This is a genomic window from Chthonomonas sp. (genome assembly GCF_035294505.1).
Taxonomy (GTDB): Bacteria; Armatimonadota; Chthonomonadetes; order Chthonomonadales; family Chthonomonadaceae; genus Chthonomonas.
In genome coordinates this window covers 1-18,076 of the sequence record NZ_DATGKU010000015.1, presented here as the reverse complement: position 1 = coordinate 18,076, position 18,076 = coordinate 1, and the positions used below count along the sequence as shown (strand labels likewise).

8 protein-coding genes and 1 pseudogene are annotated in these 18,076 nt (G+C 55.7%); 1 reads left to right on the top strand and 8 read right to left on the bottom strand.

Features of this window, described 5'->3' with window-relative positions:
- Positions 1-1,723 (top strand): annotated as a pseudogene (locus VKV18_RS00475) (hypothetical protein); the annotation flags it as partial.
- Positions 1,724-1,867: 144 nt separating this feature from the next.
- Here VKV18_RS00475 and hisS read toward each other — a convergent pair.
- From hisS to VKV18_RS00435, 8 genes are all read right to left on the bottom strand, one after another.
- On the bottom strand, positions 1,868-3,169 hold the full coding sequence (gene hisS, locus VKV18_RS00470) for a histidine--tRNA ligase (protein WP_324202262.1): 1,302 nt from the start codon (positions 3,167-3,169) through the stop codon (positions 1,868-1,870).
- A 115-nt stretch (positions 3,170-3,284) separates the two neighbouring features.
- The gene (locus VKV18_RS00465; protein ID WP_324202261.1) at positions 3,285-5,552 is read right to left on the bottom strand and encodes a protease pro-enzyme activation domain-containing protein; all 2,268 of its coding nucleotides are present in this window, start codon (positions 5,550-5,552) and stop codon (positions 3,285-3,287) included.
- A 276-nt stretch (positions 5,553-5,828) separates the two neighbouring features.
- Positions 5,829-6,626 (bottom strand): VanW family protein, encoded by a 798-nt coding sequence (locus tag VKV18_RS00460; RefSeq protein ID WP_324202260.1) that lies wholly within the window; start codon positions 6,624-6,626, stop codon positions 5,829-5,831.
- Entirely contained in the window at positions 6,626-11,422 is a 4,797-nt protein-coding gene (locus tag VKV18_RS00455; RefSeq protein WP_324202259.1) for an MG2 domain-containing protein, read from the bottom strand. Before VKV18_RS00455 ends, VKV18_RS00460 begins: the two co-directional genes overlap by 1 nt.
- A 12-nt stretch (positions 11,423-11,434) precedes the next feature.
- Positions 11,435-13,156, bottom strand: a complete 1,722-nt coding sequence (locus tag VKV18_RS00450) for a hypothetical protein (RefSeq protein WP_324202258.1) — start codon at positions 13,154-13,156, stop codon at positions 11,435-11,437.
- Positions 13,157-13,418: 262 nt separating this feature from the next.
- Complete coding sequence (locus tag VKV18_RS00445; protein WP_324202257.1) at positions 13,419-16,388, bottom strand: choice-of-anchor tandem repeat GloVer-containing protein; 2,970 nt, start codon at positions 16,386-16,388, stop codon at positions 13,419-13,421.
- A gap of 278 nt (positions 16,389-16,666) precedes the next feature.
- Positions 16,667-17,686, bottom strand: a complete 1,020-nt coding sequence (locus tag VKV18_RS00440) for a LacI family DNA-binding transcriptional regulator (RefSeq protein ID WP_324202256.1) — start codon at positions 17,684-17,686, stop codon at positions 16,667-16,669.
- A partial coding sequence (locus tag VKV18_RS00435) for an ASPIC/UnbV domain-containing protein (protein ID WP_324202255.1) occupies positions 17,683-18,076 on the bottom strand: 394 nt, incomplete at its 5' end. The genes VKV18_RS00435 and VKV18_RS00440, both read right to left, overlap by 4 nt.

The window sequence follows — 18,076 nt, the reverse complement described above, 5'->3', positions numbered from 1 at the left end:
CAAAATGCCGGCAGATGCCCCGGTCATCAGCTATCCCTATGCAGGGCAGGACGTTGGGGTTGGCGAAGGCCCCGGTGTAACCCTCTTTGCCGAGTTCGGGCGCTATCTTGTTGGCAGCACCGACTGCAGCAACCTCAGCGTACATTCTGGCATTCGGCTCCCGAATTTTCATCAGCGCCATCCGGCGCCACCTAAGTTAGACCCAAGCAAAGTCTACGTCTCTTGGATCATCTCCGATGGCGATAACCTGCCGGTGCTAAGTGTTTTCAACTTCCCGGCGCTCTGGAAAAGCCCAGTACGGGGCACCATGCCTATCGGCTGGTCTATATCCCCCTCTTCCTGGCTGCTTATGCCCGATATCGCGAACTACTACTACCAGACGGCCACGCCGAACGATCAGTTCGTAGGGGCTGTCTCCGGCATCGGCTATACCTATCCCGATTCGTTTGGGGCGCGCTATAAAGCGCCTTATCGTCAGGAGGTCTTCGACCGCTTCTTGTATCAAACGGCCGAAGGCTACCGTCATATGGATATCGTAGACGGCTGGATCATGGGCATTACACACGACTCGCTGTTAGACCGTTACGCCGAAGACATTCCCGCGCTGCAGGCGCTCTTTCCTGACTACGGGCGGCGTGTAGATTCTTATGATGAGGCAACCTACCCCATTGTGCGCAACCTGCCGGTGTTTCATGCGGTAACCAATTGGAACGGCCAACTGTCGCGTGAGGAGCAGATCGATTCGTTGGTGGAGCAGATAAAAACTTTTACACCGAAACGTCGCCCGGCCTTTCTCCACCTATTTGCTCTCAACTGGTTTACCGATCTCTCCATGCTGCCGGAGATCATGAAGCGGCTTGGCGACGACTATGTGGTGGTTCGACCTGATGCGCTAGGGGCGCTTTACCGCGAGTATCTCAAACAGGAGAAGCTTCTCGTAAGTTGTCCAGACCTTATTGTGCGCATTGTGGGCCTGCCTTTGCGGTTTCAGTGCACCTTAGAGAATGTGGAATCGCATCCGGTGTCCGCACAGGTTCGCGTGACAGGCGGTATGGCAAACGTTAGCTTGGAGGGAGAGCTGAACGGGTTAGCGCCGGATGTAAAAGTCCCCGTAAGCATTAGCGGCATACCCCAAGCGGATACGGTGCAGTTCGAAACCTCGGTGGTTGGCGGCCCCGTCCAGCAGAGAACGGTGCGGCTGCGTTCCATTGAGCCTTCGGAGATCGTGGGTGGTCTAGAGGCGATTCGGGCCAATGAGGCAACACCGCCTACGTTGAGCTACGTTGCTCATTTCGCCATAGGCGCCTTGGCCCATGAGACGGGGGCGATGGTTTCAGACCCAGCGGCAATAGGGGGTGAGGCCTGGCAAGTGCAGCCCGGCAAAGATGTGCCGGGGCATGCAATCTTCGGCCCCTACGTGCCGATGCCTGCAGGAGACTACTTGGCGCTGTTCCGTATGGAGCGTGTCGGTGATCAGGAAGGCTCGATAGGATTGGTAGATAGCTGTGTAGGAGGTGGGGTGCCGGTGCTTGCCCAGCGCGATGTACGGCTATCGGAGCTGCCCACCGATCGCTATGTTTACGTTCCTCTCCTTTTCCATCACCCTGGCGGTTCCTTAGAGACGCGCTTCTATTGGGATGGTAAAGTGGGGGTGCGTATGGATGGGGTAGACCTATGGCGCATTGGCGCCGGAGGCGCAGCAACAACGATGCGTCGCCCCTAATGCGCTCAACGTATTGCGTTGAGACTTGGCAGATACAAAAATAGGGGGCGGGCACAGGTCCGCTGTTGTTCAAACCATGTCCAGATAGGGGTAGGCCTCGTGCCTACCCCTACATACACCCCATAGCGTTTTCAGCATGGCGATTCAGCCTTGATTAAGCCGCTCTTTTATATGGGCGACGATGTTGTGCAGTGGCAACTCCTGCTGCTCACGAGTCGTTTGATTTCGGAGGGCCACCACGCCCCGAGCCAGCTCGTCCTCACCGATAAGCAGGGTATAAGGGGCGCCCAGATCGTCGGCACGTTTTAACTGTTTCTTGAAGTTTCTCCCTTGATAGTCCATATCGGCGCCTATGCCGGCTGCGCGGAGATCGTGGAGGAGGCGAACGGCTATGGGGCGCAGGCGGCTGCTATCGCCCAGCAGAACGAGGAAAACCTCCGGGTTTTCTGGCTCGATGGGCAACGAGATAGAGAGGGCTTCCAGCGTGAGCAAGCAGCGCTCGACACCTAGTCCAAAGCCGATGCCGGGCGTCGGAGGCCCTCCGCACTCCTCTACAAGGCGGTCGTAGCGTCCGCCACCGCAGAGTGCATCCTGTGCGCCAAGCCCTTTGCCTTTCACTTCAAACACGGTGCCGGTGTAGTAATCAAAACCGCGCACCAGCATGGGGTCTACCACGAAGGGGGTTTCGAGCGCATTCAGATATTCCTGCAACCTCTCAAAATGGTCGCGGCTTTGAGCGTCAAGATGGTCAAGCAGTTTGGGGGCTTCGGCAAGAATCTCTTTTTCTTTGGGGTCTTTGGTATCGAGCATACGCAGCGGGTTCAGCTCGAAGCGCCTTTGGGCTTCCTGGCTCATTTGGCTAAGATAAGGGCGCACATAGTTTCGCAGGGCTTCGAGGTAGCGGGCACGTGCCTCCGGGGTGCCGACGGTATGGATATGCAGGGCTAACTCTGCGATGCCCAACGCGCGATAGAAGTCCATGGCAAGAGTAATGACCTCGGCATCTATGGCCGGGTCCGTCGAGCCGAACACCTCCACGCCGAGCTGCTCGTGTTGGCGGTAGCGTCCTTTTTGGCCGCGCTCGTAGCGAAAGTTCTGACTGGTGTAGTAGAGTTTGAGAAGAGGGTATTGGGCAAAGAGGCCATGCTCGATGCAGGCACGGACGACGGGTGCTGTTCCCTCCGGTTTTAAGGTGAGGCTGCGGCCACCTCGGTCGGTGAAGGTGAACATCTCTTTGCTAACGATGTCGGTGGTTTCGCCGATGCTGCGGGTAAAAAGCTCCGTCTGTTCGAGAATGGGCGTGCGAATTTCGCGATAGCCGTAGCGACGGCAAAGGTTTTGGAAGGTACGTTCCACATAGCGCCATTTTGCCGAATAGAGCCAGGGCTCTTGCGCGGGCGGGTAGGGCAACACGTCGTACATGTAGGGGGGTGCTTTGTATTTCAAAAAGGCCTCCTTTTTATGGAAGTGCGTTTGTTAGGCATTGTACGTCATCTTTGGCTCTGTCGTCAACAAAAAAGCGGCCATCTCTACGTAGAGATGGCCGCCCAGAGTAGAGGAACTATTTAGCTATCAACGAGAAATCGTCCACTACGAAGCTCGTGGGAGCGAAAGTGGTTTGCGTGCCCGCAAGGCGAAGGATAACCGTTTGACCCGCCAGCGAGGTGGGTAGCGAGAAGGTTTCCTGTGTATAGCCTGTGTTGGCGTTGAGGTTGGAGAAGGTTTGGACGAGATCAAGCAGTTTGCCGTTTATGTCCAGTATCTCCACTTGGAGGGTATCCTCCGGTGTTGTGGCCGTGTTGGCCGTGTCTATGTGGAGGTAGAAGGAGAGGGTGATAGTGGAGACAGAACCAGGAATAGTTACATACTGTTCAAGGATATCGGTATGTGGCAGGGGATAGCCACACAGCCATGCATCCCAATAACCGGAGTGAGGAGGTTCTAGTAGGCTATCCGAGATGACACCCGGTGTGGCTATCCATGGGCTTGGGTCAAAGCCATTTTCAAAGCCGGGATTACCGATGAGGTTGGTAGGAGAAGGTGGTTGTACTAACTCTGTATAGAGATTGACTCCATTGAAGCTACCAAGTCCCGAAGCATCATCATAGCCCGGAACGGCCGGATAGAAGCCATTATCCCCAGTGGTAATGTCATGGAAGTCATTCGCATATTTTGTGCTATCTCGTGCGATATTGTAGAGTGCCGGGTTAGCAAAGCCGATGAAGTTTTGATGCGCTTGCGCTCGTCCTGCATTTACATCGGCAATAAAGGCTGCCCAAAGAGGAGCTGCAGCACTCGTACCGCCGACGGTAAACCAACCGCCAAAACTAGCCACATAGATATCATAGCCCGTATTGGGGTCGGCATCCAACGCAACGTCTGGAACGTTTCTTAGAGCAGGAGAGCCTAAGGAGGCAGGTGAAATGAAGCCGGATTGATAGCTAGGTATTGCCCAGTGGATGCTGATGCCTCCGCCGCCACCACCGCCACCGTCAATAACGTCGTTGTTCCAGACGGTCTCAGAGACATAGGCCCCGCCGGGTCCGTTGGTTTTGAGTGTTGTACCGCCAACGCCGGTTACATACGGTTGATCGGCGGGTGCATCCACACTGAGGGTAGAACCGTCATCAAAAGCGCCATTATCACCCGCTGCATCGAAGAAAGATTGGCCTTGCGCCGCCATTTGAGAGAACGTATAGTTCTCAGCTATCAAAGCCACTAACGGTGTGAGGTCTTCGGCGAGTCCCCATGAGCAGGATATCGAAGTAGCTATATCATCGTTGGCAATGGCGGCGAAATTATCGAGAAAACTTGTTAGGCTGTTTGGGGATTCATAGACGAGGATTTTCGCGGCGTTGTAGGCCAGCGCCAGCATCATGTCTATGTCTAACGTAACCTCGGCTTGCCCTCCGGTCCCGCTCGGACTGCCGTTAAATCCATCGAGTAAAATGTTCTTGAGCACAGGAGAGTTTGGGAGTTGGAACTGATTAATGTACTGAGTAATGTCCGAGGCGGCGTATCCGTCTAGCTCTACAAGGCCCAGTATCTGACCGTCACCGTAGGGAACCCCAGAGGTCAGGCTATAGGCTGTCTGTATGTCCTGAGGGGCTAGACCTCCGACGGGGCCGGTGCCGACGTTCAGAGGCTTTGGGCCTGTGTAGATCGGAGGGGTGCCGATGGGGTTCAATGGGCCGCCTTGAATGGGGGGATAGGGGCTTCCAACGGTTGGCGGTGGCCCAAAACCGCCAGGGAACTGGAGAAGCGGTTTTGGTTTTGCCGCATTATCCAACCCTATGATCCCTACAATGGGGACAGGCGGTGCGGTAGGGTTGCTATCGGGCGCGTAGAACTTGCTGCCATCCGGGCCGGTGTACTGGCGCAGTTTTACATGGAAAGCGTTTTGGGCTTTCATTGCCGACGTGGTGATGCCAAGTAGAAGACGGTTCTTGTAGGTTTGCGTCACCTGAAAACCTTGCGATTTCGCCCAGTTAATCACACGATTGTAGTCGGCTTGGGAGAGACCGAACATATCTCCGAACTGCTGCGGAGTAAGATAGTGGTGATAGAGAGGATCGTTTGGGGTGTAGACGCGCTTTATATAGTCGTCTAGCTTTTTCTGATCGGGGATCTGCAGCACAAGCATGAGATGAAGGGGTTGGGTAGGCGGCACCACCCCAACGGGCGTGGAGCGCGCGATGATCGCCGGTAGGTGCCCTGGTAGGCGCTTTAACGGCGTTTGCCCCGTGGCCTTGTAAGCCGATAGGACGAGCGCCAGGATGCCGCTAAGCAGCACGAGATGGCGCAATGACTTGGTCAGTAGGTCTCGCATGGATAAAAGCCCCTTTCTTTGTCCTTCCTAAAGCACTCTTTCTCGCCCCTAATGCACAGCGGGGGGCTAGTACACCACAACCCTGTTCTAGGCTGGTCTCTACTAGTCTGTTTCTAATCTCTTTTAGGGCGCAAGAAGCGCAAAATTTATCGCGTCCATTATATCAAACACCTGCTTTTAGCGCAAGTAGTTTTTTTAGTTTGGTAGACGGACTCGAAACTTTCTGCGTTTCAAAAGTTTACAAGAAGCCCCGCCGGCCGACAGAGCTAGGCGCAGTTATTCTGATGACGGTTGGTAGATGCCGATAATGCGATCGGCAGCGGCATAGGTGCTATCGCTAAGACGTTCCCGGCGGACGATGGTGCCGTCGAACCGCGTGTAGGTGCGGTACGTGATGACTCGATAACCTGGCACCCCTACGGAAAGAAGTCGGGCGTGTTGTCTATACCCCCGATTGTTCGGCAGGATAAAAGCTTTACGTCGGGGTTGGGTGACGGAGAGTATTTGGGTCTCCACATGAGCCTGGAGTGGCGGTTGCTTTGGCGCCCAAAAGCTCGCCTCTAGGATGTCCTGGGTGGCTCGGCACTCGATGCGAACCGGCCACGGATAGGGGTTTTTGAAACGCAGGTCTATCAGCGTTTGTGCCACGGCCGCATCGCGCCCGGGAGGCACATATTCCGGGCAAAAATGGTGTGAATGCCGCTCTACAATCTGCATGCCGGCAAGCAATGCCGCATTGTAGAGCGTACTAGAAGTTTGACACACCCCTCCTCCCACTGCATTGACCAGTTCGCCATCATAGCTCACCGGAGCCTGCACATAGCCCTGGTCTGCCGACCAAGAGCCGACCCGTTTATCGAAAGAGAAAAGGCCACCCGGCGGTATCACCGTGCCGTTAACTGCCCATGCAGCAAGGCGAGCGTTTCGGCGTTGCGCGGGGCTTCTGCCTCGCAAGCTGGTGATATAGCCAGAAATACGAACCTCTTTGGGTGGGGCTGTCGCGGCGATCTGCAGCAGACCGTAGCCGCTTGCCAACACAAACAGACCGAGACCAAAGGCATCTGCCAATCGCATTATCGCACCTCCACCCTGTCTGAACCGGTTTCAACCTCCGTATCCGGGTCGTACATCGCTTGGAGCCGTGTGGGCAAAGCGGTAAAACGGCCGGCGGTCTGTGCCTGCAGATGATAGTCAATTATATGCTTCCCCTTTGATAGAGAGCGAATAAAGAAGGTGAGCCTATCATCACGGATATCCATGCTGGAGAACCAGTAGTCCCAGTCGCCTTCCACATCGGCTGTGCCGCGCTCTGTAACCTCTAGACCGGCCGGTAATGGGTCTTCGATCATCACATAACTCATGTCTTTCGGCACCACAAAGCTCAGGCGCACCAGAATCGATTCGTTGGGGGCAAAGCGATCGTTGGTCGGGATCAGTTCCCCTTTGTCGGAGAGGCGATAATAGGTGCGCGTCAACTGAAAGCCGGGCAGCTTAAGCGACGGTAGCGGCTGACCGTTTGGGGTGGCCTCAACGCTGCGCACATCCAGGGTGTAAAAGATCGGGCTGCTTCCTTCACCCAGCTGCAGCTCCACCGTGTTCTTGGCGGGGCGTAATAGCTCAGAAGGCACCGCCACATCGCGCAGAGGCATGTGGGCACTTAGCGGAACTTGGGCAACAGGATGGCCGTTTACGGAGATGCCAAGGTTGCCGGTTGGGCTGCGCATCCGTTTCTGGAGGAGATAGTCCCCGAGAAAGCGAATGGCAACGGCCATGTCGCGCGTGTTCATCCAGTACGAGTCGGCATGTCGGAGAAGGAACCAGCGAAGGCCCGACTCGATCTGGGGGTTTTGTGGGGCGACCGCAAGAAGCGCCTGGAGGGCTAAGAGCGTTGTGTAGTTTGAATCGGCATAGAAGAAGCCGGATATCGTCTGTCCCTCCCAATGCGTTAACGCCCCTTCCATTTTCTCCCGGCGAAGAAGCGCGTTCAGCGAATCGTTTGGGTTACGACCGAGAGCTTTATCAATCAACACGGTATAGGCCAGGTTTTCTGAGGAGAGACCGGAGAGGATAAAGTGCGGGCGTGCTTTAGCAACCAGCCCTCGATGCCCGCACTGCGTTAGCACATAGAGAACGAAAGGCTGCACATCGAGGGACGTTTTTGGCAAAATTGCAATAGCTGCTTTTGCTCCATTATCTATCACCTGTTGGGCAACAGGGTAGCCAAAGCGCACGGCGAGAAGAAGAGATTCAAGCGCATAGGCGGTCATCCAAGGGTCGTCATCGTCGTACTGCCACCAGCCCCAGGCGCCATCGTCGTGTTGCAGGCGATAGAGCCGCGCGATATTTTCCGTAATGGTGGAGTTTGTATTCGGCGAAACGCGAATGCCGAGCCGAGGAAGCGTTCTGGCAGCCACCAGGTTGGCAATAAGACCACTTGCCGTCTGCTCCACACAGCCATACGGATAGGCATTGATTGCGTCCACACTATCCTCTAAAACGGTGGCCAATGAAGGAATGATATGTACTTTCACTTGGGTGGCCGAGAGAACGGTTTGAGGGTTGAGGCGAAATACCTCAACCTGCGGGTTTCCGGAGGCAACCTCCCCGGAATAAGAGGCGATCTGTGTGCGACCGAAGGGGCGAACCGTGAGGGGAAGTTCTACACCATCGTTAAACGATGGGCTGCCGGTGGAGGCGGGCACAGTCCAGGCCGTTGCCGTAAGTTTTGCCGCGCCGAACATGGGCGCCGTAATTTGCCAGGAGAGCGTGGCCTGTTGGGCGTTTTCTATGTGAATCTGCTGTTGGACAGCCCCTTGAATTTGGAGGCCTGCAGCCTGCAGCCGAACGATAGCATTTTGGGGTAGGCCGGTATCGTTGCGTACGGTGGCCGTTATGGTGGCCGTATCGCCTTGGGTAAGGAGGCGTGGCAGTTGCATTTGCAACAGAAACGGCTTCGAGACCTGAAATTTGGCCATTTGCCACCCGAACTGGGTGCTTGGGGTTTGCGCGATGACGCTTGCACGCCATGTGGTGAGGTTATCCGGCACAGTGAAGGAAACGACGGCATTGCCGCTCGAGTCGGTAAGCACATCGGGTGCCCAGAAGGCGGTATCGGCGAACCTGCGGCGTATCTGAATGGTGCTGGCCGCCTTTTGTTCGCTTCCTAAGGTTACGGTGTCGTTCGAGAATGATGTGGCCACCGAGTTCTCGCGATAGGGATAGAAAGTTCGGTAAACGACATCGAGCGATTCTTCTTGGAGCTTAAAGAGCGCCTCGTCCACTACGGCAAACGATAGATCGCTTTTTACCGGCCTTCCATGAGCGTCGGAGACGTGAATATGATACGTCACACGACTGCCTGGCAGGTAAAGCGGGGGCTGGTCGCCATAGGGAGGATGATCGGGTTGGAGGGTAACAAAAAGGCGTTTGTCCGGAATGGGGATACGGACGGTGATGCTGGTGTTGCCCGACCCCTCGGCGGCGAGATAGCAGGCAGCGATGGAGACGTTTGGGCCATACTCCTTGAGGATGGGTATGGGCACTACCAGGCTGTGTTGAGACATAGCGACCGTGAAGGCGCGATAGATGCGATCGCCTTCTAACGTGATAAGCACTTTGTGCCGCACAATGGGGCTGACCAGCAAGAGATGCGCCGTTTCGCCGGGGGTGTAGCTTTGCTTGTCGGTGAAGAGGGTGAGATTGGTGCTTGTATCGAGAGAGGAGCCTTCGTAGGCTGCATCGTACACCTCAATGCTGTCGGTGGTTTCCATGGAACGGCCTTTGGCGTCGTGGGTACGTAAAATCAGCTGGAGACTGCCGGCATGGGGCGGTTTGAAAGAGAAGATGGCTTGCCCTTGGGCATCGGTGATGGCGTGCAAGGTCGTCCACAGGGAACGATGATACTCCCCACCACGTCCCCACTGCTCGTAGGCGAGTTCTAGGTCTACCGGCTGTTGCGAAACGACCTGTTGTTGCCAGGTGTGCACCGTTGCCAAAACGCTTATGGGGTGGTTAGGTAGGCAGAAGTAGCCTGTGGGCTGCACTTGGAGCGCATAGTCGCCGGAGACCACGGGAACCTCGCACTGCTGCTCCGCTTGGCGGTTGTTGATGGTAACGATGATGTCGAAGTTAACAAACTCTTGCTGCGGAAGGAACGAGAAGGAGTTGCTGGGTTTGGTTGACACGCTGATGACGGCGTCGCCGTTTGAGTCGAGGGTTGCTTTTCCTTCATGTTCTAGGCTGCCATAATAGCCTTCGCTTTGGGCCTCATCCACGTCGGGCGAGTCGGGGAAAAGGTTGTTTTCGTCGTTTTCCTGCGGGCTGCTCTGGTTGAACACCTGGTAGGAGAGGGCGGCGTTGGCTACCGGCGCTCCATAGAAATAGGCGGCATGGACGTGAAGGTGAATTGGCTCGCCCCGCACATAGAGCGGGCGATCCGGAGTGAGGGTTACCTGAAACTCAGGTTTGCGATAGGCGGCCACGATCACATCTTTGGTATAGCTTACCGAATCGTCGGGCATCTGGACGACGAGAGTGTAGGTGCCAGTAACAGCCTCTTTTGGCAGGGGTACCTGGCCATGAAAAGCGCCGAAGCTGTTGGTGTAGAGGGTTTGGCTATACACCTGGATGTTTTTAGGATCGCTCATCACTACGGATACCGGAGTGCGAGGAGGAGGGAGCACATAGCTCCATGCGGAGCCACCGTTCGAGTCGCCGGTCACCACAGGCGTTAGCCGGCTACGACGCACAATGCCCTTAAAGTAGATGGTCTGTCCGGGCCGATAGAGAGGTCTATCGGTGTAGGTGCAGACAGTATAGAGACCGTTGCGGCCCGAATAGTAGTGAACTCCTTTTACGACAACCTCATCGTTGCCACGTTGTGCCACAAAAAACTGGCTTTCGGTGGAGGGAGACTGGGGATCGGTGAAGAGTACCAGGCCGTCTTGGTTCGTTGCGGTTTGCAGACGCAGTTCGTTATCATGATAGCATCGCACCGTGCAATGCGGGATCGGATCCCCACTCGGCATATCCACCACATAAGCGAGGGTTTGTGTGTCGGCCTGCTTGAGCACCATGGCCATATCGCTGATCTGCAGCCAACCCCCAACGCGATCCTTTTGATGGCGAAGGCTGAGGATATAGAGACCGGGAGGTAGCGGCGGAAGGACGAATCGCTTATAGAAAAAACCTTCAACGTCAGGCCTACCGATGGCAACCTCTTTCTCGAAAACGAGTTTGGGAGCGGGCATTGTGGTAGGGTGTAGGAGGGAGGTAAGATGGCGCGTAGCGGAGGTTATGTCTGAATAGCTTAGCGCGTCTAGGTCGGAGGCAAGTTGCTGGTTTTGTAGGATTTGGGATAGTTTTGTACGATAGACCTGCACATAATACGAGTCTTTGCCCGGAGGTGCTGTGTCGCTTACATAGCCACGTACGGCGAATCGGCCGCGCTCTTTTGTGCCAAAGACCCATCGGCGCTGCACCATGTCAAATCGGGGGAGGCTGCGTTGTAAAAACAGCGTGACGGGGGTAAGCGCCCCTTCGCCCACGTGGATGCGGCTTATCTCAATGCTGTGGGCCGGCGTGTCGGCAGAGATATCGTAATCTCCGGTGGGCACGCGCGAGAGGAGAAACTTGCCATGCGCGTTGCTGATGGTGCGTAGCCGATGGCGGTAAGGGGTGTTGCCGGTAGGGGTAAGCACCACTTCGGCCCCGGCAATCGGTTTATGAAGATCGCTCAGCCAGACGGTTCCGGTAACCCCTCCAATAGGTGTATCCTGGTAGATGCGATAGGAAAGCCCAAGCCCAATGAGCGCGAGCGCAAGCGCTACGGGGAGGAGATGCCAAAAGGAAGAGGGTTGCTTCGTTTCCATCGGGGGCGCTCCTCATGAATGGGTGTCGGGTTTTGCCTGTCGGCCTTGAGGGAGAGGGCGTCGGCCTTGAGGGGGAGGGCGTCGGCCTTGATGCAGATAGCTACCCAGCTCTCCGGCAAATGTTGCCAGAACCAGAAAGCCCGTGGCGAGCAACACAATGCGAATCTTCTCTTCGCGAGCAAAGTCGGCCAAAGGCAAAACCGTTTGTGTCCACTGCAATATGGCGAGCATCATGGCTGTAGCGAAGAGGGTTGGCAAAAGGCTGTACAGCGTTGGGTAGGCCTCCTTCTGCTCGCCATTCGGCTGGAACAGAGGCAGGAGGGCGGTAAGGGCCAGCCCAAAAAACAGGCCTTCGACGCACTTTGAACCGTAGATCAGCAAGACAAGGCCGGGGATGAGCAACGTAAGCAGGCCGGTGAGCAGCAGATGATAGAGCGGGAGGGTTTTTGTGCGGTCAAAATGCGCCCAAGAGAGCAGATAGCCTTGCACGAGCGGTGGGGCGAGAACCCCCACTAAAAACCCGAAGAGGGCATAATGGTCGGCTAGATCGCGATGCCAGAGGTCTTCGCTATAGCGAATGAGGAAGAGACGATAGAGGCCTAGCAACGTGGCGAAGAGGCCGATAAGAATCATCTGCGTTAGTGTGCTGACGCGGAGAGGATATTCGGCGAGGCTGGTAGAGGCAATACGCGCGGCGATAACAAACCAGGCAGCCATCAACATCACACCAATACCAAACCCGGCCAGAAGTTGGTAGGCTGCCATATATCCAACCAACACAAGCAGAGCGCTTAGCGCCCCTACCTGCCAAGCCCAGGCCCAAGCCCCATTCTGTGAACGAAGTTTGCCGGCTTCGAGAAGCCACCAAACGAGGAGCATTCCGAAGCTGCCGATGGCGCTTAGGAGGAGGAACGGAGGATGATCCATCACTTTCGAGCCGATAAAGCGAAAGGCGATAAGCATGAGAACCGTTCCGATCATCACACGCAGCAGACGCGCGGCCTCGGCTTGTGTGGGAAGCTCTTTGAGCCATCGTAGACGACCGGCTAGTTTGCCCAAACCGGCAAACGGTAGAGAGAGGAGAAAGAGCAGGCAAAGGGTGGTATCGGCGAGGGCAAAGCCGATGGCGCTCCAGTGGACAGGGGCGGGGCTTGCCCCGAACCGCGTTGGATTGCGATATTCTCCGGCAACAGCAAACAGAAGCAAAGCGAGCACAAAGCCCAGGCCGGCTATCTGGTTAAGCCACAGTCTCTGCCCCATTGCGCCCTCTTTGGCGGTGCCGATGGCGGTGAGGAAGGTAGATACGAACCAACCGATGACCACTCCGAAATGCGCATCGGGCAGGCTGTTGCGCATCCAGAGAGAGGGAACCGCCATTGCAGCCAGAGCAAGAAAGTAAGGCGCAGTTTGAGAAGGTGAGTCGATGGAGGCGCCCCCGATGGGGATAGAAGGCTCTTCGACAGCGCTTCGGTGTTGAACCCAAAAGCCAAGCAAAGCGCCGACGGTTCCAAGAAGGTAGCCCAGGCTGAACCCGTGGACGAGCGTGTGTGGGGTATGTGTCGCAAAGCTCAAAAGCTCGCCGAGCACGGCAATCCCGATGGCGGCAACGAGATAGCTGCGCGGCAGATTAGGACGTGGACTTTGCCGGCTAAGCACCGGCCACGACAACAGCAGGGCGGCAATCACGCCGACGCCGCCAAGCCCTAAGGCGCTACGAAACAGAAACAACTCCATAGGTGTGACCCTCCTCTGACACACCGAAAGAAAACGCTCAGCAAACGAACAAATTGTTTATAAAACTGCAGTGGGTTTTCCAGGTAAAAATCCTATGGCTTTTCGTAGCGCCGGTTTATTAGCAGATAGCATTATTATAACAGAGCCATCGGTGGTTGTCAACAAAGTTTTTCAGGCTTTTTTAAAAAAAGAGGGATATGCCACTGGCATATCCCCTAAAGTGAACCGCCATGGCGGTTCCATGTCATGAAGGGCCAAAGGGTTAGGGCACGCTTACTCGGAAGTTCCCGCCAAAGCCACCGCTGCTATCGCTACCGCTGAGGCTCAGCAGGGTGGGGCCGGATGGCACCGAGGCGGGGAAAACCAGCGTTACGGAAATGCTTTGGCCGGGCGACAAATTGCCATTGCCGACAATTCCCGTGCCCGAGATTGCGGGCGAGCCGTGTAGCTTGGCACTGTTGATAGTGAGGTTAGAAAGACTGGCCCCTCCTGTATTGGTGAAGCTCAGTGCGATCTCCACCTGGCCGCCTGCATCACGGATGATGGAGATGACCTGCAGGTGCAGTTGAGCGACGCCTACGAGGACGAGGAGCGGGGGTGTGGTAACGCCAAGCACCGGGTCATAAACCTGCACCTTATCGCTGCCCTGACCGCCGGTGTTGGAGAGGGTCGCTTGCAGTTGATTCGAGCTAACGTAGGTAGTGGGCAGCGACTGCCCATTCCACAACACCGTATCAAGAGGGTTGAAGCCGGAGCCGAACACATTGATGGTGAGGTTGGTCGTGTTGGCCGGAGCGATGTTTGGGTTAAGGAAGAGGACTTGAGGGCCAATGCGATAGACAGCGCCGTTAGACTGGGTGCCTCCAAACGCCACGGTGCCGTAAAGCTCGCCGTCCTTGCCCACGAGAAAACCTGGATTAGAGAGGAAGGGCATGACGCCATCTGGGCCTGAGAAGTCATGCAGTTTGGCAAAGCTTGCACCGCTTGGGGCAACACGGAAGATAACCCCATCGTTATTGCTGCCGCCAGCGGTCGTTGCGTCATAGAGGTAGCCCTTGTACCACACGAGGCCTCCGAAGGGGTTGGCACCATTGGCTCCGCTGTTCTGGTTGAAGTTGTAGATGACGGTGAATTGGGAGTTGGTGACCGTAGGTTGGAGACTAAAGACAACCCCATCATCCACGGCACCGATGTTATATCCCGTATGGTTGCCACCGCCGTAGGCGGTCGTTCCACAGAGGGTGCCGTCCGGCAGTTGAACGAGGTTGCCGTCGGGCAGGGCGCCATCGGAACCATCGAAGCTATGGAGCACGTTGAAGTACGACCCATCTGGGTTTACCCTGTAGACCACTCCGTCTGCATTGGCACCGCCATAGGGGGTTGTGCCGTAGAGAGCGCCGTCTTGCCCTTGGATAAGGCCGCCATAGGGGCCTGAACCATCGGCATAGGCAAAATTGTGGATGACACTGAAGTCTGTGCCATCCAAGCGAATCCGGAAGATCACACCTGACCCGTTGCTACCACCGCCGCCGGCCACGCCGAAGAGGTAGCTTCCTGAACCGGAGAAGAGGTTGTCATTGCCTTGTACGAGAGGTGAAACGGGGCTAGCGCCGTCGGAGTTGTGCCCACTTGGATCGAGCGCCGTAAAATCGTGAAGCACCGTGAAACCGGATCCATCGGGATAGATTTTGAAGATCACCCCCTTACCGAATTGACCTCCCATATTGGTGGTGCCATAGAGGGCGCCATCTGAACCTAAACAGAGACCTGCGGCGGGAAAGGCTCCATCCGTGCCGCTGAAATCGTGGAGCACTTGGAAGTTAGAGCCATCTGGACTTACCTTGAAAACAGTTCCATCTCCATAGCGGCCTCCAGAATAGGTTGTTCCATAGAGCATCCCATCTTTCCCTTGAATCACACCGCCAAAAGGAAAGCGGCCGTTGTTATTTTCTCCGGATATATAGCGGAGGTTGTATTCATTTGTGACTAAGTTGCCATTTTCATCGAACCCTACTGTAATTGAGTAGACGGTGCCTCCATTATTATCACCCAGTCCTCCGAAGCGCGTGGTCCCGTAGAGATTTCCATCCATGCCGAGGAGGACACCTCCAAACGGATCGCGGCCATCATTCGAGCCACCAAAGTCATGGAGCGGCACAAAGGCGCCAGTATTGGGATCGAAGAGGTAGGCAGTTCCATTACCGTTAGTGCCGCCGAATGAGGTGGTTCCATACAATCGCCCGGCAGAATCTAGGGCGAGGCTTCCTATGGGACTAGCACCATCACCGTTCGTCTGACCAGCCGAGAAGGTATAGAGCACGGAAAAGGCGTTGTTATTCGTATCAATCTGAAAAATAACGCCGTTGCCGTTGTACCCTCCAGAATAGGTCGTACCGTAGAGCACCCCGTTAGGGCCGGCAAGCAGAGGGCTTGCCGGATCGGAACCGTCAATACCACCGGTGAAAGCGTAGAGTATCTGAAAGTTGGTAGCATCTGTGTTGATGGAGAATATCTCGCCGGCGCCACTTGTAGTGCCGCCCGCCGTTGTCCCATAGAGCGTACTGCCCATCAACGTAAGAGATGTTTGTGGCGCGGCACCGTCATTCCCGCTGAAAGTATGGAGAACGGTGTAGGAGTTAGCGGTATGCGGGTCAATCTTAAAAACCACTCCATCTCCATTCGTTCCGCCCGATGATGTCGTTCCATAGAGTACACCACGGGAATCTTGAACAAGTCCGGCGACGGGATAGGCTCCATCTGCGTTTTGTTCATTACTGTTCGGCGCAGAAAAGTTATAGAGCACAGTAAAGCCTGTGCCGTCGGTGTTCATTCGAAAGATAGTTCCGGCACTTCCACTGCCACCCTGGGCTGCTGTACCGTACAAGGCCCCATCATTCCCTTGAATGAGGGCATTTGGAGATTGGCCATCGCTGCCGCTGAAGCTATGGATGACCGTAAGGCCAGAGCCATCCGTTCGCATTTTGAAGATCGCGCCCTTTCCTTGGGCGCCTCCGTTATTGCAAGTGACGTACAACATGCCGTCATTACCTTGAATGACGTTTACCAACTGCTCGCCATCGTCGGCGAACGTCGCAATAGGGACGACAGGCTCTGAGGGAGATGCTCCTGAAAGCGCTTGGGTGGGCAAGGGGTTGAAAAGACTGCCAAATAGCAGCCCGGCTAACAGCCAGCTACCCTGCAGAAGCCGTTTCCAAAGCGATCGCCTTTGCATGGTTGACCTCCTAAGCTTTGATGGATTTGTTCTCCTTTCGTTAGGTGAAGGCACATCAGTGAAGGCACATCATTACAGCATCAGAGATAGGTGTGCAACTTTATTAGCTCGTGCCTTTTGCAGAACAACATGCTATAGAGGCGCGGTAGCAACGTTAGACGATATTGCTGATGGACTACTCGATGATCTTTACTGCAATTTCCGTGCCAAACTAGCAGTTCAACGGGGAATTTTGAGGGCTTGTCAAAAAATTTTTGATGCTGGCCGTTTGACTGACCCTACCCTCCCACAGTGCTGGCCCGAACGTCCAGACGCATAGGGAAGCGGCGAATTCGTTCTCTGGGCGGTTGACCGTTGATGAGGGCAACAAGCATCTCCACTGCCGTGGCACCTATCTCGGTGAGTGGCTGCCAAAGAGAGGTGATGGGCGGATGGGCATTGGCGCTGATATAGGTGGAGTTGATCGTAATGACGGCGATATCCTCTGGAATACGCAGCCCTTCGGCGATGGCGGCTTCAACGAACGTGCGACCGATATATTCCGAGTCGATCAGCATCGCATCGGGAGTGAACGGTAGCCGCTTTAAGGCATCTATCCATTCCGCCGGAGTCTGGGACTGCATGGAGGGCCAATCGGCGATGAATAACTCTATTTCGGGATGTTGCTCGGCAAAGCGCAGGGCGCTTTGGGTGCGCTCTCTCGTCCAGGAACTGTCGGTTTGAGGAATGGCACAGTAGATGCGTTTGCGACCTATAGAGAGGAAGTGTTGCAGCGCCATTTGCACGCCGCCCTCGTTATCGCAATCTACCGAATAGCAGGCAGGATGGTCTACATGGTAGGAGACGCAGACGATGGGGAAGCCGCTTTCGAGAAGAGCGAAAGTGAGCGGGTCGGCCCCTTCTCGGCCGATGAGGATGGCTCCATCGGCCAAACCGCTCTGGATATCGGACGCTTGCGACTGCCAGTCTGGAAAGTGGGCCGAGTGAAGCACCATATTATAGTCGTAACGTGGTAGGGTGGCGAGAATGCTCGAAAGGATTGGGCTATGATAGGCCGATTGATACACAAGGCTGTCGGGAGTATTGAGGATGACACCGATGCGTTGAGTGCGCCCCGTGGCCAAAGCGCGTGCCGTTGCATGAGGGCGGTAGCCAATGCGCAGCGCCACCTCGCGCACATGCCGTTTGGTAGCCTCCGGAATGGAGTGGGCGCGGCCGTTAAAAACCAAAGAGACGGTGGTGGGCGACACGCCCGCCGCCTCGGCTACATCGCGAATGCGCACTCGTGGCTTGGTCATGAAAGCTTCTCCTTTTTTCTTATGTTACCCTCTGTCAAAGAGACGATGCGGTTGGTTGGTATCTGCCGATAAGCATCTACCTGTCCGCTCGGCCAGCGCACCTCGATGTCCACAACCTTCGCACTCCCTACCCCGCAATGAACCCTCTTATCCGAGGCCGACATGTAGGAACCGTCCGTCTGGCACAACCGCAAGTACCTTTTGCCCTCCTCCGTCCTCACCCATACCAAGGCCCCTAATCCGTCCCGGTTGCTCTTGGTGCCTTGCAGACGACACTGCACCCAGTTTCCTGCCGAAGGGGTTTCGTTGTGGAGAAGCAGGGGAGCGCCTTCGGCATCTACAATAAGCACATCGAGGCGTCCGTCGTTATCATAGTCGCCGATAGCCAAT